Here is an 18,159-nt window from a genome sequence, read left to right on the forward strand (position 1 = left end):
CTAAGCGGCGCGACAGATAGCTGCGCCGCTAACAATCAGATACGCCGCGCGTAACGTTTGAGCATGCTCGGCACGTCAAGAATCAGGGCAATACGTCCATCACCGGTGATGGTCGCCCCCGACATACCTGGAGTGCCCTGCAGCATTTTGCCCAGCGGCTTGATCACCACTTCTTCCTGGCCGACCAGTTGATCGACCACAAAGCCGATACGCTGACTGCCAACGGTGAGAATCACCACATGCCCCTCACCCTGCTCCACATGAGCAGCGCTGCCGATCAGCCAGCGCTTGAGGTAGAACAGCGGCAAGGCCTTATCACGCACAATGACCACTTCCTGACCGTCAACCACATTGGTTCGCGACAGGTCGAGGTGGAAAATTTCATTGACGTTGACCAGCGGGAAAGCGAACGCTTGATTGGCCAGCATCACCATCAGTGTCGGCATGATCGCCAAGGTCAGCGGCACCTTGATCACGATCTTCGAGCCCTGGCCCTTGACCGAGAAGACATTGACCGTGCCATTGAGCTGGGAAATCTTGGTTTTCACCACGTCCATGCCAACACCGCGGCCGGACACATCTGAAATTTCGGTCTTGGTCGAGAAACCCGGAGCGAAAATCAGGTTGTAGCATTCGAACTCATTGAGACGATCGGCCGCGTCTTTATCAAGCAGGCCTTTTTCCACCGCTTTGGCGCGTAGCACATCCGCGTCCATGCCCTTGCCATCATCAGAGATCGACAAGAGGATGTGATCGCCCTCCTGCTCGGCGGACAGTATCACCTTACCGCCACGCGCCTTACCCGAAGCCTCACGCTCTTCCGGGGTTTCAATACCGTGGTCGACCGCGTTACGCACCAAGTGGACCAGCGGATCGGCTAATGCTTCGACCAGGTTCTTGTCGAGGTCGGTTTCCTCACCGACCAGCTCCAGATTGATCTCTTTTTTCAGGTTACGCGCAAGATCGCGAACCAGACGCGGGAAGCGCCCGAAGACCTTCTTGATCGGCTGCATGCGGGTTTTCATCACCGCGGTCTGCAGGTCGGCCGTCACCACATCCAGATTGGACACTGCCTTGGACATGGCTTCGTCGGCACTGCTGGCCCCCAGGCGCACCAGTCGGTTACGCACCAGCACCAGTTCGCCGACCATGTTCATGATTTCATCCAGCCGTGCGGTATCGACCCGCACAGTGGTTTCCGCCTCACTAGGCGGCGCAGCCTTCTCAGCTGCAGGCGCGGCGGCCGGTGGCGCAGAGGCTTTGACAGGCTCTACCTTGGCAGCGGGTTTGGCGGCGGGTTTAGCCGCGGCCTTGACAGGTTCGGCAGGCTTGGCAACCGGCGCAGGGGCAACGGGTTTGATCGCTTCAGGTTCGACAAACTTGCCTTTGCCGTGCAGCTGATCAAGCAAGGCTTCGAATTCATCGTCGGTGATATCACCACTCGGTGCTTCAGCAGGCTCGGCCTTGGCCGCAGGTGCGGCAGGTGTAGCAGGTGTAGCAGGTGTAGCAGGTGTAGCAGGTGCTGACACAGGTGGCGGAGCAAACTGACCTTTACCATGCAACTGATCAAGCAACGACTCGAATTCATCATCGGTGATTTCATCGCCGCCCGCTGCCACTGGCGCAGCCGCAACAGGTGCGGCAGGTGCAACAGCAACGTCAGGCGCTACAAACTGACCTTTGCCGTGCAGCTGATCGAGCAAGGACTCGAACTCATCATCGGTAATCTCATCACTGCTGGCGGCGCTGGGCGCTTGCGCCGGAGACTCATCCAAGGCCCCCAATAACTGCTCGAACTCGCTGTCGGTGATATCGCCAGTGGATTCTTCGACTGCAACCTCGGCTTCAGGCTCAGGCTCGGCGTGCGCTTCAATCGGCGCAGCCTCTTCAGCACCTGCCGGCTCAGCCAGGCGTGCCAGGGCGGCAAGCAGCTCAGGAGTAGCAGGAGTCAGATCAGTGCGCTCACGGACCTCGGTAAACATGCTGTTGACGGCATCCAGTGCTTCCAGCACCACATCCATCAAAGCGGAGTCGACGCGCCGCTCACCCTTACGCAGGATGTCGAAGACGTTTTCTGCGATATGGCAGCATTCCACCAGCTCGTTGAGCTGGAGAAAACCGGCACCACCTTTAACGGTATGAAACCCGCGAAAAATAGCGTTGAGCAGATTCATGTCGTCCGGGCGACTTTCCAGCTCTACAAGCTGTTCGGACAGTAGTTCAAGAATCTCGCCGGCCTCTACCAGGAAGTCCTGGAGGATTTCTTCATCGGCGCCGAAGCTCATAAGACGTGCTCCTAAAATCCCAGACTGGAAAGCAGGTCGTCGACATCATCCTGATTGGATGCGACGTCTTCACGCTTATCGGCATGAATCTGCGGACCTTCACCACGGGAAGGCTCTTTTTGTTTTTCTTGTTCGGCGCGGAGCAACTCATGGTTGTGCTCAATGCCGGCAAACTGGTCCACCTGACTGGCCATCAACACCAGTTTCAGCAGGTTGCTTTCCACCTCGGTAACCAGCTGGGTTACTCGCTTGATCACCTGCCCAGTCAAATCCTGATAGTCCTGAGCCAGCAAAATATCGTTGAGGTGCCCAGACAGCTTGGCACCGTCGCGCTCGCTACGCGCAAGAAACAGCTCAACACGCTTGGCCAGTTCACGGAAACCATCGGCGCTCATCTCGCGGCGCATAAAGCGTCCCCAATCAGCGCTCAGGCTCTGCGCCTCATCACTGAGGTCGTTAACCAGTGGGGCACTCTGCTCAACCAGATCCATGGTGCGATTGGCCGCTTTTTCGGTCATCGTTACCACGTAATTCAGCCGTTCGGTGGCATCGGTGATTTGCGAAACCTCAGTGGCATGCGGCACACGGGGGTCGAGCTGAAAATTGACGATGGCGTTATGCAGCTCACGGGTCAGCTTGCCGACCTCGTGATACAGACCACGGTCACGCGCTTTGTTGAGCTCATGTATCAGCTGTACCGCTTCACCAAAATTGCCTTGTTCCAGGCTGTCTACCAGTTGGCGAGCGTTGTGTTTCAGGCTCGACTCAAGGTCACCCTGAACGGAATCTTTATGTTCCATAGCACCCTCATGGCAGACATCAGCCGTTGACCCGTTCGAAGATCTTTTCAATCTTCTCTTTCAGCACCTGGGCAGTGAACGGTTTAACTACATAACCGTTAACCCCAGCCTGGGCTGCTTCAATGATCTGATCGCGCTTGGCTTCTGCGGTGACCATCAACACCGGCAGAGTTTTCAGGCGCTCGTCTGCACGCACCGCGCGCAGCAGGTCGATGCCTGTCATGCCAGGCATGTTCCAGTCCGTCACCAGAAAGTCGAAACTGCCGCTCTGCAGCATGGGCAGCGCGGTGACGCCATCATCGGCTTCCGCTGTGTTGGTGAACCCCAAGTCACGCAGGAGGTTCTTGATGATCCGTCGCATCGTTGAAAAGTCATCAACGATGAGGATTTTCATGTTCTTGTCCAAGTCGACCTCCGTACAGTCCCAAACGCACCCAGCAACCTGCGTGCGCTTTTAATCGTGAAACCGGCCCAGCGTTAGCGAATACAACTCAATGTGCACGCCACTCGCCCAAACGAGCGCGTAAACGAGCGGCACACTGACTGTGTAGTTGGCTTACACGTGATTCGCTAACCCCCAACACCTCGCCGATCTCTTTAAGATTCAGTTCTTCATCGTAATATAGCGCTAACACTAGGCGTTCGCGCTCCGGCAGGTTGGCAATGGCATCTGCCAGGGCCGCCTGAAAGCGTTCATCTTCCAGATCACGAGAAGGTTCGAGGTGGTTGCTGCCAGCGTCTTCACCCAGCCCACCGTGTTCGCCGTCCTGCAGCAGGTCGTCGAAACTGAACAGGCGGCTGCCTAAAGTGTCGCCAAGAATGCCGTAGTAATCCTCGAGACTCAATTGGAGTTCGGCCGCAACCTCTTGATCTTTAGCGTCTCTGCCGGTTCTGGCCTCAATTATTCGAATTGCGTCGCTGACCATGCGGCTATTGCGATGCACCGAACGCGGCGCCCAGTCACCTTTGCGCACTTCATCAAGCATTGAGCCGCGAATGCGAATACCGGCGAACGTCTCGAAACTGGCACCTTTGCTGGAGTCGTATTTTTTTGACGCTTCAAGCAGACCGATCATCCCGGCCTGAATCAAGTCGTCGACCTGCACATTGGCCGGTAGACGGGCCAACAGGTGATAGGCAATGCGTTTGACCAGGGGCGCGTAGCGCTCGATCAACTGGTGCTGGGAATCCTGCGCCTGCGCCTTGCTATACATACGAAGTCCAGAGGCTGCTGTCATATGGCCGTGTCCGCGATCGGTTGCTGCACCAGACGCTCAACGAAAAACTCCAAATGACCGCGCGGGTTGGCCGGTAACGGCCAGGCGTCGACTTTCTGGGCTATCGCCTTGAACGCCAGCGCGCACTTCGAGCGCGGGAAGGCTTCGTAGACCGCGCGCTGCTTCTGCACGGCCTTGCGCACTGACTCGTCGTAAGGCACTGCACCTACATACTGCAGGGCAACATCGAGAAAACGGTCAGTGACTTTAGTCAGCTTAGCAAAGAGGTTGCGACCTTCCTGCGGGCTGTGAGCCATATTGGCCAGTACCCGGAAACGGTTCATGCCATGGTCGCGGTTGAGCAGTTTGATCAGCGCGTAGGCGTCGGTAATCGACGTAGGCTCATCACACACCACCACCAGCACTTCCTGGGCGGCGCGGACAAAGCTGACTACACCATCACCAATACCGGCGGCAGTGTCGATAATCAGCACATCAAGATTGTCGCTGATATCACTGAACGCCTGGATCAACCCTGCATGCTGCATGGGTGACAGCTGCACCATGCTCTGGATACCAGACGCGGCCGGCACGATACGAATACCGCCCGGCCCCTGCAGCAATACATCGCGCAGTTCGCACTCGCCACTGATGACGTCTTCCAGGGTGCGTTTGGCGCTCAGGCCAAGCAGCACATCGACGTTGGCCAAGCCCAGGTCGGCGTCCATCAGCATCACCCGGCGACCAAGATCGGCCAGGGCCAACGCCAGGTTCACCGACACGTTGGTCTTACCGACGCCACCTTTGCCGCCGGTTACCGCAATCACCTGTACGGGATGCATACCCATATTTCTACACACCTTGTCTAACTTCGACTGGAGCCACTTGTCCGGCTAAGCGCGGTTCAATCCCAACAGCCCGACGTTTAGCTGACGCGTCGGGTGGGTTGCTGGTAAAGGCCGGCAAACATCTCCGCCATCGTATCCTCGCTTGGGTCCTGGCTAGCCTGCAGCCCTACGGCCCGGCTCACCAGTTGATGACTGCGGGGAACATGCAAGTCATCGGGAATGCGTGGCCCATCAGTGAGATAGGCTACCGGTAGACGCTGGCTAATAGCCAGTCCTAAAACCTCCCCCAGGCTGGTAGCTTCATCCGCCTTGGTCAGGATGCAGCCAGACAAGCCGCAGCGCTTATAACTATGGTAGGCGGCTTTCAGCACTTGGCCCTGACTGGTAGCGGCCATTACCAGATAATTTTTTGCATTGACGCCGCGACTGGCCAGTGTTTCCAGTTGCATGCGCAGGGCTGGATCGTTGGCAGGCAGGCCGGCAGTGTCGATCAGCACCACACGCTTACGCGCCAGCGGGGCCAAGGCCTGAGTCAACGACTGGCCGGGATCGACCAGGGTCACCGGAACATTGAGGATGCGCCCGAGAGTCTTGAGTTGTTCCTGAGCACCAATGCGGTAGCTGTCCAGGCTTACCAGCGCAATATGCTGCGCGCCGTACTTGAGCACGTAGCGAGCGGCCAGCTTGGCCAGCGTAGTGGTTTTGCCCATGCCAGCCGGACCGACCAGGGCGATCACGCCGCCCTCTTCCATCGGCTCCTGCTTCGGCGTTTTGACCGCGTGGGCCAGATGCGCCAGCACCATGCGCCAGGCCTGGCGAGGTTCGGTCACAGTGCTGACACGTTCCAGCAGCGCTTTCGACAAGTCGGCCGACAACCCCATACGCTGCAGGCGGCGCCATAGATTGGCTTGCTGTGGGCGGCGGTTCTGCAACTGGCCCCAGGCAATCGAGCCCAGCTGCACTTCAATCAGCTCACGCAGGCCGTGGAGTTCGAAACGCATGGCATCCAGGGCGCGCTGATCGGTTGCAGCAGGCACTGCCTGAGGTTTGCGCATCACGGCGGCCAGGCTGTCAGCAGGCTGGCTCGCAGCGGCGCCAAACAGCTGGCGGTCCTTGCCGGCATCCACCTGGGTGCGGGTGGTCAGTTCGGCCTGGGCCGTGGCGATTTTTGCCTGGGTCTTGCGCAGCTCGGCTTCCAGCGCCGGGTTGGGCTGACGGGCTGGCGCGGCAGGCACCTGATAATCCAGCGCGGCGGTCAGCTCGACACCGCCGGCAACCCGGCGATTGCCAATGATCGAGGCATCGGCACCCAGCTCATCACGCACCAGCTTCATGGCGGTACGCATATCGGCGGCGAAAAAGCGTTTGACCTGCATGGCCTGTAACCTCGGTTAGTTCTGCCCCACCGTCGCAACGATGGTGACCTGCTTGTTATCCGGAATTTCCTGGTATGCCAGTACATGGATACTCGGAACCGCCAGCCGCGCGAATCGCGAGAGCATCGCCCGGACCGGACCGGCCACCAGCAGAATCACTGGCTTGCCGAGCATTTCCTGGCGCTGCGCCGCTTCCACCAGGGAACGCTGCAGCTTCTCGGCCATGCCAGGCTCCAGGAGGATGCCCTCCTCGGAGCCTTGACCGGCCTTCTGAATACTGTTGAGCAATATCTGTTCCAACCTGGGTTCCAGGGTGATTACAGGCAGCTCCAGCTCTAGTCCCACAATGCTTTGCACGATTGCGCGGGCCAACGCGACGCGTACCGCAGCCACCATCGCGGCGGGATCTTGACTCTTCACCGCGACATTGGCGATGGCCTCGGCGATGGTGCGGATATCGCGCACCGGCACCTGTTCCTGCAACAGGCTCTGCAACACCTTGAGCAGGGTCGACAGGGAAATCATCCCTGGTACCAGCTCCTCGGCCAGCTTGGGCGAGCTCTTGGCCAGCAATTGCATAAGCTGCTGCACTTCCTCATGCCCGAGCAGCTCGTGCGCATGCTTGTGCAACACCTGGTTGAGATGGGTCGCGACTACGGTGCTGGCGTCCACCACGGTGTAGCCGAGGGACTGCGCCTGATCGCGTTGAGTCGGGTCAATCCACACCGCCTCCAGACCGAATGCCGGGTCTTTGGCGGCGATGCCGTTAAGCGGACCGAACACCTGGCCGGGGTTGATCGCCAGTTCGCGATCCGGGTACACCTCGGCTTCGGCCACGCTGACGCCCATCAGAGTCAGACGGTAGGCGTTGGGCTGCAGATCGAGGTTGTCGCGGATATGCACCGAAGGCATGAGAAAGCCCATTTCCTGGGAGAGTTTCTTGCGCACGCCCTTGATCCGCGCTAGCAGCTGGCCACCCTGGTTACGGTCTACCAGCGGGATCAGGCGATAGCCCACTTCCAGGCCGACCATATCCACCGGCGTCACGTCGTCCCAACCCAGTTCCTTGACCTCTTGAGCCTTCTGCGCTGGCAGCAATTCCTGCTGGCGCTGAACTTCCTTGATCTCATTTTCCTTGGTTGCACGTTGCTTGTTCGCTATCCAGTACGCGGCACCGGCAGCGACCAGACCCAGGCTGATAAAAGAGAAATGCGGCATGCCGGGCACCAGGCCCATGGCAATCATCACCGCAGCTGTCACCGCCAGCGCACGCGGAGAAGCGAACATCTGCCGATTGACCTGGGCGCCCATGTCTTCGGAGCTGGAAACACGGGTCACCATGATTGCTGCGGCAGTCGACAGCAACAGTGAAGGAATCTGCGCCACCAGGCCGTCACCGATGGTCAGCAGGGTGTAGATGCGCCCCGCGTCGGTAAAGCTCAGGTCATGCTGGAAAATACCGATGGCGATGCCGCCGATCAGGTTGATGAACAGAATCAGCAAACCCGCTATCGCATCGCCGCGCACGAACTTGCTGGCACCGTCCATGGAGCCGTAGAAGTCGGCTTCCTGGGACACTTCGGAACGGCGCTTCTTGGCTTCTGCTTGGTCAATCAGGCCGGCGTTCAGGTCGGCGTCAATGGCCATCTGCTTACCGGGCATGGCGTCCAGGGTAAAACGCGCGCTGACTTCGGAGATACGCCCGGCGCCCTTGGTCACCACCACAAAATTGATGATCATGAGGATGGCGAACACCACGATACCGACCACGTAGTTACCGCCGATCACCACCTCACCAAAAGCCTGGATCACCTTGCCGGCAGCATCATGACCATCCTGACCATTGAGCAGCACCACCCGCGTGGAGGCGACGTTAAGCGCCAGACGCAGCAAGGTTGCTGCCAGCAGAATGGTCGGGAATACCGCGAAATCGAGCGGGCGCAAGGCGTAGATCGCCACCAGCAACACCACGATCGACAGGGCAATACTGAAGGTGAACAACACATCGAGGAGAAACGGCGGAATCGGCAGCATGACCATGCCGAGCATGACCAGCAGCATCAGCGGAATGCCCAGGTTGCCCTGTTTCAACCCCGACAGGTTGTTGCGCACATCACCGATCATTTGCGAGCGATCTATTGCCACACCACTACCCCAGCCAATTCAATCTTTTGACGCGAATCGCGTCTCTGGGGAGGGTTTGCAAGAAGCTGTCCAACTTTGCCAGGCCGAGTAAAACAGCAACCAAGCCCGCTGCAATGGGCCAACCGTCACTCGTCGCGGCGTAAATCCGGAGGGATTGGCAGTTCCGGCAGCGGCGCCGGACGCTTGCCCTTGCCAGCCTGGTACTGACGCAGCTGGTAGACGTAGGCGAGCACCTGAGCGATGGCCAAATACAGGCCGGCAGGGATTTCCTGATCCAGTTCGGTGGAATAGAACACGGCCCGCGCCAGCGCCGGCGACTCCAGCACCATGACCTTGTGTTCATTGGCAATTTCGCGAATTTTCAATGCAGTGAAGTCGCCACCCTTGGCCAGCAAGACCGGGGCACTGCCTTTAGCAGGGTCATACTTCAAGGCCACGGCGAAGTGCGTCGGGTTGGTGATGACCACGTCGGCGTCGGGTACCGACTGCATCATGCGCCGCTCGGCCATCTCGCGCTGCAACTGGCGAATACGCTGCTTGACCTCGGGCTTGCCCTCGCTGTCTTTGTACTCGTCGCGTACTTCCTGCTTGGTCATCATCAGCTTCTGCTTACTGCTCCAGAGCTGAAACGGCACATCCACAGCGGCAATCAGAATCAGCCCGCAGGACATCCACAACGCACTCCAGCCCACCACGGTCGCGGCATGCAATATGGCGGACTCAATTGGCTCATGGACAATCGCCAACAGATCGTCCTGCCAGGCCGACAGTACCGCAATGCCCACCAGCAGAATCAGAATGAACTTGGCCAAGGCCTTGAGCAGCTCGACCAGCGCCTGCACGGAAAACATCCGTTTGAGCCCTGCCAGCGGGTTCATCCGACTCAGTTTGGGCGCCATGGCTTCGGCAGAGAATATCCATCCACCCAGAGAAATCGGACCCGCGATGGACACGATCAACAACAAGATAAACAGTGGAAACAACGCTTCAATCGCAATCTGCCCAGAAGCAGCAAACCACAACCCCATGTTGCGCTCATCCATGATCACGTCACGAGGTAGCGAGAAGTTGCCACGCATGATGTCGAGCATGGCGCTGCCCATGCTGCCACCGAAAGCCAGCATGCCACCAAAACCGCCAAGGGTTACCGCCAGGGTATTAAGTTCCTTGGAACGAGCAATTTGGCCCTTCTCACGGGATTCGCGCAGGCGTTTCTCCGTGGGTTCCTCGCTTTTATCGGCACCACTCTCGGATTCGGCCATGGCTTAACTCGCCCGCGCCATTTCACGCAAGAATTGCAAAGCCTCGGTGGCAAATACCTGGTATTGCGCAAGGATATCGGCCATGCCGATCCAGACGATGACCAGACCCAACACAAGGGTCAGCGGGAAACCGATGGAGAAGATGTTCAACTGCGGCGCAGCGCGGGTCATCACCCCGAATGCCAGGTTGATCACCAACAGCGCGGTGATCGCCGGCAATACCAGAAGCAGAGCCGCGCCCAACACCCAGCCCAGCTTGTTGGCAATTTCCCAGTAATTATCCACCAGAAAGCCACCACCAACCGGCAAGGTGAAAAAGCTCTCAGTCAACACTTCAAACACCACCAGATGAGCGTTCATGGCAAGAAACAGCAGGGTCACTAAGATCATGAACACCTGACCGATCACCGGCACCGAAATGCCATTAGCCGGATCGACCATAGAGGCAAACCCCAGCCCCATCTGCATGGCCACGATCTGTCCGGCAATCGCAAATACCTGGAAGAACAGCTGCAGAACGAAACCCAGCATCATGCCAATCAGAATTTCCTGAGCGATCCAGATAAATGCCTGCACGCTGATCGCATCAATAACCGGCATCGGTGGCAAGGTCGGCATGATCGCCAGACAAATGGCTAGGGACAGATACAGGCGCACCCGCGCCGAAACCAACTGGGTGCCGATGATCGGCATAAACATCAATAGCGCCGCAATGCGAAACAGCGGCAGCAGGAAGCTGCCCACCCAAGCGCCGATCTGCTCATTGCTTAGCTCGAGCATGTCAGCCGATCAACAGCGGAATATTCATGATCAAGGTCTCGGTGTACTCCATCAACTGACGCACCAGCCAGGGGCCGGCAAAGATCAGGGTGAGGAGAATCACCAGCAGGCGCGGCAGAAAACTCAAGGTCTGCTCGTTGATCTGCGTCGCGGCCTGAAACATCGCGACCAGCAGCCCCACCATCAGGCTCGGCACTACCAGAATCGCCACAATCATGGCCGTCAGCCATAGAGCGCCACGCAGCAAGTCAACGGCTATCTCGGGGGTCATACTTAAGTACCTCCGAAGCTGGCGGCCAGAGTGCCCATGATCAGCGCCCAACCATCAATCAACACAAACAGCATGATCTTGAACGGCAGGGAAATAATCAGTGGCGAAAGCATCATCATCCCCATCGCCATCAAAATACTGGCCACCACCAGGTCGATGATCAGAAACGGGATAAAGATCATAAAGCCGATTTGAAAGGCCGTTTTCAGTTCGGAGGTGACAAAGGCCGGCACCAAGATGGTCAGCGGCGCATCTTCCGGGGTTGCGACATCGGTGCGTTTGGACAGTCGCACAAACAATTCCAGATCGCTTTCACGGGTCTGCGACAGCATAAAGTTCTTGATCGGCCCTTCGGCCTTGAGAATCGCTTCCTGCGCAGGCAGCTGCTCATTCAGATAGGGCTGCAACGCCTCGCGGTTAATCTGATCGAATACCGGCGCCATGATAAACATGGTCAAAAACAGCGCCAGCCCGACCAGAATCTGGTTCGACGGCGTCTGCTGCAGGCCTAGGGCCTGACGCAGAATCGAGAAAACGATGATGATCCGGGTAAAGCTGGTCATCAGCATGACGAACGCTGGAATAAAGCTCAGCGCGGTCATGATCAGCAGGATCTGCAGGCTGACCGAATACTCCTGCTGCCCGGCAGTGTCGGTGCTCAGGGTAATGGCCGGGATCGACAGCGGATTGCTGCCCGACTGAATCAAGGTGCTGGCAGTTGGCGTATCGGCGGCGAACGCCAGAGAAGCGCACAGACTGAAAACCAGTACCAGTAACAAACGCAGCATCAGGACTTGTCCTTCTGGTCCTTGCCCAACAGCTCCATTAGACGCTGGGCAAACTCGGTCGAGGCTGGTTCGGCGTCCGGTAAATGCACCGGTTCTTTCAGCACATGTAGCGATGTAATGGTGCCAGGCGTCAGACCCAGCAACACCTGCTCGCTGCCCACCTGCACCAGCACCAGGCGGTCACGCGGCCCCAAAGCCTGGGTTGCAACCACTTTGATCACCTGACCGCCACGCGGCACGATCTGTTGCACCCGGCGCATCAACCAAGCCAGCAGAAAGATCAAGCCAATCACCAGCAACAGGCCTAGCAACAACTGCACAAGCTGCCCTCCCATGCCCGTTCCGGCAAGGGGTACAGCAGTTTGCGCTGCCGGCTCGGCAGCCAGTGCAGCAAAGGGTAAAGCCAAGCCCAGCAGCAGGGTTCTATGCATGGTTAGCGCAGCTTCTTGATACGTTCACTTGGGCTGATCACGTCGGTCAGGCGAATGCCGAACTTCTCGTTCACCACCACCACTTCACCGTGAGCAATCAGGGTGCCATTGACCAGCACGTCCAATGGTTCACCGGCTAGGCGATCCAGTTCAACGACAGACCCTTGGTTAAGCTGCAGCAGGTTACGAATGGTGATATCGGTACTACCGACTTCCATGGAGATCGACACCGGGATATCCAGAATCACATCCAGATTCGGCCCATCCAGGTTAACCGGCAGGTTCATCTTCGGCGCACTACTGAACTCTTCCATCGGCGCCCGCGGCGGTGCAGGCGCTGCATCACTGGCAGCCAGCATGGCATCGATATCATCCTGCCCAGCATCGCCGGACTCGGACAAGGCAGCCGCCCACTCATCGGCAAGCGCCTGCTCCTCTGGGGAGGATGCTTCTTCGCCTTCGTCTACAGTGTCATTTTCGTCTGCCATCGTTCTTCCTCGGCTGGCGTTGAATTGGGTTAACAGTTAGCGCAAGCGCTCGATCGGATCGAGCACCTGCAGCGCCAAGTTGCCTTTGTGGGCCCCTAACTTGACCTTGAATGAAGGTACGCCGTTAGCACAGAGCACCATATTTTCTGGCAGCTCGACGGGGATCACATCACCCGGCTGCATGTGCAATATGTCGCGCAACTTGAGCTGACGTCGCGCCACGGTGGCACTTAGCGGCACGCTAACGCCCAGAATGTCTTCACGCAGGGCCTTGATCCAACGTTCATCCTGGTCATCGACATCCGACTGGAAACCGGCGTCGAGCATTTCGCGAATCGGCTCGATCATCGAATACGGCATGGTCACGTGCAGGTCACCACCGCCACCGTCGAGTTCTATATGGAAGGTGGAAACCACAATCACTTCACTGGGACTGACGATGTTGGCCAAAGCCGGGTTTACTTCCGAGTTGACGTACTCGAAGTTGATATCCATGACCGCATGCCAGGCTTCTTTCATGTCGATAAAAGCCTGATCCAGCACCATGCGCACCACTCGCAACTCGGTGGGAGTGAACTCGCGCCCCTCGATCTTGGCGTGCCGGCCATCCCCGCCGAAGAAGTTATCCACCAACTTGAACACCAGCTTGGCGTCGAGAATAAACAGGCCAGTGCCACGCAGCGGCTTCATCTTCACCAGGTTGAGGCTGGTCGGCACGTACAGCGAGTGCACGTACTCGCCGAACTTCATCACCTGCACCCCGCCCACCGCCACATCAGCGGAGCGGCGCAGCAGATTGAACATGCTGATGCGGGTATAACGGGCAAAACGCTCGTTGATCATTTCCAGGGTCGGCATGCGCCCACGGACGATACGATCCTGGCTGGTCAGGTCATATTGTTTGACGCTACCGGGCTCGGCCTCATCTTCAGTGTCAACCAAACCATCGTCGACGCCATGCAATAGCGCGTCGATTTCATCCTGGGAAAGCAGGTCTTGCACAGCCATCTTCGGCTCCCGGTTACTGCAATACGATGTTGGTGAACAACACTTGCTCGACGGTCGTCTTGCCGGTCTCTTTTTCGGCCAGTTCCTGCACGCTGGCGGTGGCCTGCTGGCGCAGCATTTCCTTGCCCACTGGGGTAATCAAAGATGCAAAGTCCTGACCGGAAAACAGCATAACCAGGCGATTACGCAATACAGGCATATGCACCTTGAGCGCATCGAGAGCAGCCTGATCACGGGTCATCAGGGCCACACTGACCTGCATATAGCGGGCGCGGCCCTGATGGGTGAAGTTCACCACGAAGGCCGGTGACAGTTCTTCATAGATCGCCGCTTGCTTGACTGGCACCGCAGGCTCGGCACTGGCTTCTGCCTTGGCCTCTTCAGCGCCGCCATCCTTCTTGCTCAGAAAGAACCAGGTGCCCCCCACGGAAAGGCCCACAGCCAGCAACACAGCAATAGCGATGATAATGATCAGCTTCATTTTGCCGGCTGGTTTCGCCTCGGCATTTGCCGGCGCTGGTGCTGCTTCTTTCTTAGCCATGCCAATAATCCGTCGTTATTCGGAGTTCTATCCGTTTTCAAAGGGTTAAGAGCAAGTGTTATGCCAGTCTATTAACAAACCTGCTCAATACGAGTGGTGCAGCACCCCAGGGTGATACGACCAAGGCATCAGATAAACCCACGCCCCAAACAAAATCGCCCGACTCCCACACAATGGGAGTCGGGCGAAATGCAGTTTAGATCAGTGGGGCACGCAACTACAGCAGCAAGCGCTTCAGAACCCAATCAAAGCCAGCTGCGCGTCAGCTTTACTGCATAAAAAGCAGGCTCGGCAAACCGCTCTTCGGCTAACGCGCCTTAGCGCGATCGAAGGGCGAGTGCAACGAGTAGTGTTCATGCACAGCCGTACACTCCATCTCCTTACCTGCCTTGACCAGCCGAAGGCGGTTGCTACGTAACGCCCTGCATGACTCTAGCTCGCTAGCCCTTGAATGAATTTTTAGGCGTAGTAATCAACCAAGCCTCGGGCACTCACAGACGTCGCGCGAGCAGATTCCACAGTACTCGAATGCAGCTCCTCATCCGCGCCAAGTAACTCGCCGGAGGAGCCGCCGCGACCTTTGCCACCATCACCTTCCTGCCCTTGCCAGCCGCGGCTAAGCGACTGATCGGAGACGTTCACATCGAGCTGGTTCATGCCCTGCTGGGCGAACAGCTCACGCAGACGGTGCATCTGCGAGTCCAGCGCTTCGCGCACTCCGGCATGCGGGCTGGCGAACGTCACCTGGCTCTGTTCCTGACTGACACTGATGCGCACCTCCAAACGTCCCAGTTCAGCTGGATCGAGCTGAATCTCGGCGGACTTGAGGTTCTGGCTGGACATCACCATCACCCGATCCACCACCGCTTCACTCCAGCCTCCCTGCTGCATAGGCACCGGCTGCCCAACTACAACCGGCGCGCGTGCGGACAGCGGAGTCTGTTGAGCAATCGCCTGACTCAGCGCATTGAGCTTGCTGACAAAGTTCTCCGGCGTGTTATTCGCCGTACCTTCCTTCAGCGCCTCAAGGCGTGTGCCGGTGAGCGCTTCGAGCTGCAATTCCGGCAGTTCCAGGGCTTCGCCCTCTACCGGCAGCTCATCCTGCATCATCTGGCTGGCCAACATAGTCTGACTAGCATTCTGTGTTGCCAGATTGGCCTGGGCCAAAGGCGCAGCAGCCTGTTCGGCAAGCGCCTTTTCCTTCGTCCCCATTTCCAGTGCCATGCGCACCGCTGGCAGCTGGTTAAGCGCATCCAATTCAGCATCGAAGCTGGCTTCGGTCATGCTCGCTGGGCCTGAACTGGTCAGACTGCCGGTAGTAACCAGCAGTGGCGCAGGCTCGGGGTCCAGCGCCAGTTCTTCAACCTCCTCCGCTGGCATCTCGCCTGTTATGCCGAGCAACAGCAGCGGATCCAGCACTGCGCCATCGTTTGCCGGGTCAGTCGGCAAAGGCTTGCCGCTATCGGCAACCTCGGCCTGCCCTGCGGCAGCGGGCACCTGTGGATCCTGCGGCTCTTCTTGGTCAGCCTTGCTCTCACGCACAGGCTTGGCAGGTGCATCACTGCGCTCTGCCGCCTTGGCCTGACGCTCTTTGGCATACACCTCAGAGAAGCTAGAAGCCTCATTTCTATTGGGCTGCGCAGGTTTTTCCGGCGGTTTTGATGCAGCAGCCCTGGGCTTTACTTCAGATGCCGACTTAAGCAGCAGATCGGGGGCAACGGACATGGATACTCTCCGCTCGGGGTTGGTCGTGTGGAGAGTTCTGCAAGGCGCGGGCCAACTTGTTAGCGGGCAGGTTCAGCAGGGGAAAATGCAGCAATCAGAGACAGAAACAGCAAGACTAGTGCCGATAACGCTGTCGCTCGGACTTGAGAAGAATGCGCACGATGGCAAATTCACGCTCGATCTGCTCAACCAGATCAGGGGCCTGCTCCAGCTGCTCACGCCGCCCGGCCTCCTCCAGCTGCTTGCACAACCCGGCCAACATCAGCGCGCCCATATTGCTGCAGCTGCCCTTGAAGCTGTGAGCTGCCAGGCGCAGGCTCTGCGCATCGGCTGCCCGCTCAGCCTGACGCAATACCAGCAGGCGCTCTTCGGAGTCGACCAGGAAGGTATCCAGCAGAACCGGGTATTCATCTTCCATGACGTCCTGCAAAGCCGCCAATACCGCGCTATCAAGGTGAATATCGGACAACTGCTCGCTCCCCTCGCCTGTTGCCTTGGATTATGCCCCAGGCAACCAGGAAAACTCTACGCGCACCCCCGGTTCGCCGTCGCCCCAACTGCAACGCTCACTCAACTGCCTGACCAGCGCCAGCCCACGACCGCTCAAGCTATGGGCATCGCGGGGTTCTGTCGGCAATAGCTGCGCATCGAAGCCCGAACCGCTGTCGTCAACCCGAACGATCAACCGTCCACCCAAGCCCTCAGGCAACAATTGCAGATGAAAGCGCACATACCCATCGGTCAGCGCAGCCAATCGCACACTGCGCTGGCGGTAGTACTCGGCAAAACCCTCGGCATTTGCCTTGAGCGCCGAGTCCAGGCCCAGCACACCATGCTCCAGGGCATTCGAATACAGCTCGGCCAGCACACTGAACAAGGCGCCGCCCTGAGGCCGCAAGCCCTGCACCTCAAGCAGCAACTGCAAAAGGAACGGCAACGGGTTGAAGTGCCGCAGGGTTTCTCCGCGAAACTCGAAGCTGGCCGACCAGTCCAGTGAATGGCTCTGGCCATTGTCGGCGAAGGCCAGCGGCGGGCGGCTCAGCTCGGTGTCATCGACCAGACTGACCTCAAGCAGACTGACGTCATCCTGCTGCTCGCCACTGAAATGGATCAGCGCCTGCTGGATCTCAGAGAACAGCGACGTAGGCTGCCTATTGGCAGCGAACACCTCAAGCAGACGCCACTCCCCGAACAACTCGCCCTGCTTGTTACAGGCCTCCAGCACGCCATCGGAGAGCAGGAAAACCCGATCCCCCAGCGCCAGCGGATAAACCTCGTACTTGTCGTTGAATGCGGTCGGCTCCAGCACCCCCAACGGCAAATGCCGCGATACCAGCGGCAAGCGCTCGCCACTGCTGCGCAGCAGATGACCATCCGGCAGGCCGCCGTTCCACACCTCGACCACCTGGCGCTGGAAACTGATATTCAGCACCGTGGCGCAGCAAAACACCCCGACCGGGAGAATGCGCTTGAGCTTGGCGTTGATCTCGCGCAGCACTTCAGCCAGCGAATAGCCCTTGGCCGTCATGCCGTAGAACACCTCGGCCAGCGGCATCGCACCAATCGCCGCAGGCAAGCCGTGGCCGGTGAAGTCCCCCAACAGCACATGCATGCCGCCGGACGGTTTGAACGCAGCCAGTAACAAGTCGCCGTTAAACACTGCATAGGGCGATTGCAGATAACGGATATTCGGCGCATCCAGACAACCGGAATGGGTGACCTTGTCGAACACCGCCTTGGCTACACGCTGCTCGTTGAGTAGGTGTTCGTTGTGCATGACAATCAGGTCGCGCTGCTGCAGCACGGTGTCCTGCAGGCGACGCAGGCGATCCATGGCCTTGATCTTGGCTTCGAGGATGACCCGGTTATAGGGCTTGGCCAGAAAGTCATCACCACCGGCTTCCAGGCAGCGCACCAGGGCTTCGCCTTCGGTCAGTGAGGTCAGAAAGATGATCGGCACTAGCTCTTCGCCAGCCACCTGCTTGATTCGCCGCGCGGCTTCAAAGCCGTCCATGACCGGCATCAAGGCGTCCATCAGCACCAGCTGCGGACGCTCCTGCTCAAACAGCGCCAAGGCTTCCAGGCCATTGCTGGCGGTTAGTACCCGATGCCCCTGACGGCTGACGATGGTCGACAGCAGCATGCGATCAGCCGCGTTGTCCTCGGCGATAAGAATGGACAGACGCTCTGGCAT

Annotated in this window: 18 protein-coding genes; all 18 read right to left on the minus strand. The window is 58.4% G+C overall.

Annotation, left to right across the window (positions count from 1 at the left end; genetic code table 11):
• Nucleotides 1–35: 35 nt before the first annotated feature.
• The 18 genes from ACIN8IBEIGE_RS14905 to ACIN8IBEIGE_RS14990 all read right to left on the minus strand — a co-directional run bounded on the left by ACIN8IBEIGE_RS14905 (nucleotide 36) and on the right by ACIN8IBEIGE_RS14990 (nucleotide 18,159).
• Entirely contained in the window at nucleotides 36–2,285 is a 2,250-nt protein-coding gene (locus tag ACIN8IBEIGE_RS14905) for a chemotaxis protein CheA (RefSeq protein WP_160015345.1), read from the minus strand.
• Nucleotides 2,286–2,296: 11 nt separating this feature from the next.
• A complete protein-coding gene (locus ACIN8IBEIGE_RS14910) occupies nucleotides 2,297–3,085 on the minus strand; it encodes a protein phosphatase CheZ (protein ID WP_160015346.1) in 789 nt (262 codons plus the stop codon).
• Nucleotides 3,086–3,104: 19 nt separating this feature from the next.
• Nucleotides 3,105–3,479, minus strand: a complete 375-nt coding sequence (locus ACIN8IBEIGE_RS14915) for a chemotaxis response regulator CheY (protein WP_178091816.1) — start codon at nucleotides 3,477–3,479, stop codon at nucleotides 3,105–3,107.
• Between the two features lie 97 nt (nucleotides 3,480–3,576).
• Entirely contained in the window at nucleotides 3,577–4,323 is a 747-nt protein-coding gene (gene fliA / locus ACIN8IBEIGE_RS14920) for an RNA polymerase sigma factor FliA (protein WP_160015347.1), read from the minus strand.
• A complete protein-coding gene (gene fleN / locus ACIN8IBEIGE_RS14925; protein WP_090252106.1) occupies nucleotides 4,320–5,150 on the minus strand; it encodes a flagellar synthesis regulator FleN in 831 nt (276 codons plus the stop codon). The genes fliA and fleN overlap by 4 nt, the downstream gene beginning before the upstream one ends.
• Before the next feature lie 77 nt (nucleotides 5,151–5,227).
• Nucleotides 5,228–6,526, minus strand: a complete 1,299-nt coding sequence (flhF, locus tag ACIN8IBEIGE_RS14930) for a flagellar biosynthesis protein FlhF (RefSeq protein ID WP_160015348.1) — start codon at nucleotides 6,524–6,526, stop codon at nucleotides 5,228–5,230.
• A 15-nt stretch (nucleotides 6,527–6,541) separates the two neighbouring features.
• Nucleotides 6,542–8,665 (minus strand): flagellar biosynthesis protein FlhA, encoded by a 2,124-nt coding sequence (flhA, locus tag ACIN8IBEIGE_RS14935; protein WP_160016398.1) that lies wholly within the window; start codon nucleotides 8,663–8,665, stop codon nucleotides 6,542–6,544.
• A 131-nt stretch (nucleotides 8,666–8,796) separates the two neighbouring features.
• Complete coding sequence (gene flhB, locus ACIN8IBEIGE_RS14940; protein ID WP_160015349.1) at nucleotides 8,797–9,933, minus strand: flagellar biosynthesis protein FlhB; 1,137 nt, start codon at nucleotides 9,931–9,933, stop codon at nucleotides 8,797–8,799.
• Between the two features lie 3 nt (nucleotides 9,934–9,936).
• Entirely contained in the window at nucleotides 9,937–10,713 is a 777-nt protein-coding gene (gene fliR / locus ACIN8IBEIGE_RS14945; protein ID WP_160015350.1) for a flagellar biosynthetic protein FliR, read from the minus strand.
• 1 nt (nucleotide 10,714) lies between these two features.
• The gene (gene fliQ / locus ACIN8IBEIGE_RS14950; protein ID WP_160015351.1) at nucleotides 10,715–10,984 is read right to left on the minus strand and encodes a flagellar biosynthesis protein FliQ; all 270 of its coding nucleotides are present in this window, start codon (nucleotides 10,982–10,984) and stop codon (nucleotides 10,715–10,717) included.
• 2 nt (nucleotides 10,985–10,986) lie between these two features.
• Nucleotides 10,987–11,772: a flagellar type III secretion system pore protein FliP gene (gene fliP, locus ACIN8IBEIGE_RS14955; RefSeq protein ID WP_160015352.1), complete on the minus strand. Its 786-nt coding sequence runs from the start codon at nucleotides 11,770–11,772 to the stop codon at nucleotides 10,987–10,989.
• Complete coding sequence (gene fliO, locus ACIN8IBEIGE_RS14960) at nucleotides 11,772–12,203, minus strand: flagellar biosynthetic protein FliO (RefSeq protein WP_160015353.1); 432 nt, start codon at nucleotides 12,201–12,203, stop codon at nucleotides 11,772–11,774. The genes fliP and fliO overlap by 1 nt, the downstream gene beginning before the upstream one ends.
• Nucleotides 12,204–12,205: 2 nt before the next feature.
• Nucleotides 12,206–12,691: a flagellar motor switch protein FliN gene (fliN, locus tag ACIN8IBEIGE_RS14965; RefSeq protein ID WP_160015354.1), complete on the minus strand. Its 486-nt coding sequence runs from the start codon at nucleotides 12,689–12,691 to the stop codon at nucleotides 12,206–12,208.
• Between the two features lie 36 nt (nucleotides 12,692–12,727).
• Nucleotides 12,728–13,699 (minus strand): flagellar motor switch protein FliM, encoded by a 972-nt coding sequence (gene fliM / locus ACIN8IBEIGE_RS14970; RefSeq protein ID WP_160015355.1) that lies wholly within the window; start codon nucleotides 13,697–13,699, stop codon nucleotides 12,728–12,730.
• A 13-nt stretch (nucleotides 13,700–13,712) separates the two neighbouring features.
• The gene (gene fliL, locus ACIN8IBEIGE_RS14975; RefSeq protein WP_160015356.1) at nucleotides 13,713–14,240 is read right to left on the minus strand and encodes a flagellar basal body-associated protein FliL; all 528 of its coding nucleotides are present in this window, start codon (nucleotides 14,238–14,240) and stop codon (nucleotides 13,713–13,715) included.
• Between the two features lie 459 nt (nucleotides 14,241–14,699).
• Entirely contained in the window at nucleotides 14,700–15,965 is a 1,266-nt protein-coding gene (locus ACIN8IBEIGE_RS14980; protein ID WP_160015357.1) for a flagellar hook-length control protein FliK, read from the minus strand.
• A 115-nt stretch (nucleotides 15,966–16,080) separates the two neighbouring features.
• Nucleotides 16,081–16,434: an Hpt domain-containing protein gene (locus ACIN8IBEIGE_RS14985; protein WP_090383797.1), complete on the minus strand. Its 354-nt coding sequence runs from the start codon at nucleotides 16,432–16,434 to the stop codon at nucleotides 16,081–16,083.
• Nucleotides 16,435–16,464: 30 nt separating this feature from the next.
• Complete coding sequence (locus tag ACIN8IBEIGE_RS14990) at nucleotides 16,465–18,159, minus strand: fused response regulator/phosphatase (RefSeq protein WP_160015358.1); 1,695 nt, start codon at nucleotides 18,157–18,159, stop codon at nucleotides 16,465–16,467.

Origin of the sequence: Pseudomonas sp. 8BK (assembly GCF_902506475.1) — a bacterium.
GTDB lineage: Bacteria > Pseudomonadota > Gammaproteobacteria > Pseudomonadales > Pseudomonadaceae > Aquipseudomonas > Aquipseudomonas anguilliseptica.

What these genes read in the sequence shown, in the direction of transcription:
- fliO (WP_160015353.1), bottom strand. Translation starts at nt 12,203, where the DNA reads ATGCATAGAACCCTGCTGCTGGGCTTGGCTTTACCCTTTGCTGCACTG.
- fliN (WP_160015354.1), bottom strand. Translation starts at nt 12,691, where the DNA reads ATGGCAGACGAAAATGACACTGTAGACGAAGGCGAAGAAGCATCCTCC.
- fliP (WP_160015352.1), bottom strand. Translation starts at nt 11,772, where the DNA reads ATGCTGCGTTTGTTACTGGTACTGGTTTTCAGTCTGTGCGCTTCTCTG.
- fliM (WP_160015355.1), bottom strand. Translation starts at nt 13,699, where the DNA reads ATGGCTGTGCAAGACCTGCTTTCCCAGGATGAAATCGACGCGCTATTG.
- fliR (WP_160015350.1), bottom strand. Translation starts at nt 10,713, where the DNA reads ATGCTCGAGCTAAGCAATGAGCAGATCGGCGCTTGGGTGGGCAGCTTC.
- ACIN8IBEIGE_RS14980 (WP_160015357.1), bottom strand. Translation starts at nt 15,965, where the DNA reads ATGTCCGTTGCCCCCGATCTGCTGCTTAAGTCGGCATCTGAAGTAAAG.
- ACIN8IBEIGE_RS14910 (WP_160015346.1), bottom strand. Translation starts at nt 3,085, where the DNA reads ATGGAACATAAAGATTCCGTTCAGGGTGACCTTGAGTCGAGCCTGAAA.
- ACIN8IBEIGE_RS14905 (WP_160015345.1), bottom strand. Translation starts at nt 2,285, where the DNA reads ATGAGCTTCGGCGCCGATGAAGAAATCCTCCAGGACTTCCTGGTAGAG.
- fliL (WP_160015356.1), bottom strand. Translation starts at nt 14,240, where the DNA reads ATGGCTAAGAAAGAAGCAGCACCAGCGCCGGCAAATGCCGAGGCGAAA.
- flhB (WP_160015349.1), bottom strand. Translation starts at nt 9,933, where the DNA reads ATGGCCGAATCCGAGAGTGGTGCCGATAAAAGCGAGGAACCCACGGAG.
- ACIN8IBEIGE_RS14915 (WP_178091816.1), bottom strand. Translation starts at nt 3,479, where the DNA reads ATGAAAATCCTCATCGTTGATGACTTTTCAACGATGCGACGGATCATC.
- flhF (WP_160015348.1), bottom strand. Translation starts at nt 6,526, where the DNA reads ATGCAGGTCAAACGCTTTTTCGCCGCCGATATGCGTACCGCCATGAAG.
- fliQ (WP_160015351.1), bottom strand. Translation starts at nt 10,984, where the DNA reads ATGACCCCCGAGATAGCCGTTGACTTGCTGCGTGGCGCTCTATGGCTG.
- ACIN8IBEIGE_RS14990 (WP_160015358.1), bottom strand. Translation starts at nt 18,159, where the DNA reads ATGCCAGAGCGTCTGTCCATTCTTATCGCCGAGGACAACGCGGCTGAT.
- fliA (WP_160015347.1), bottom strand. Translation starts at nt 4,323, where the DNA reads ATGACAGCAGCCTCTGGACTTCGTATGTATAGCAAGGCGCAGGCGCAG.
- fleN (WP_090252106.1), bottom strand. Translation starts at nt 5,150, where the DNA reads ATGGGTATGCATCCCGTACAGGTGATTGCGGTAACCGGCGGCAAAGGT.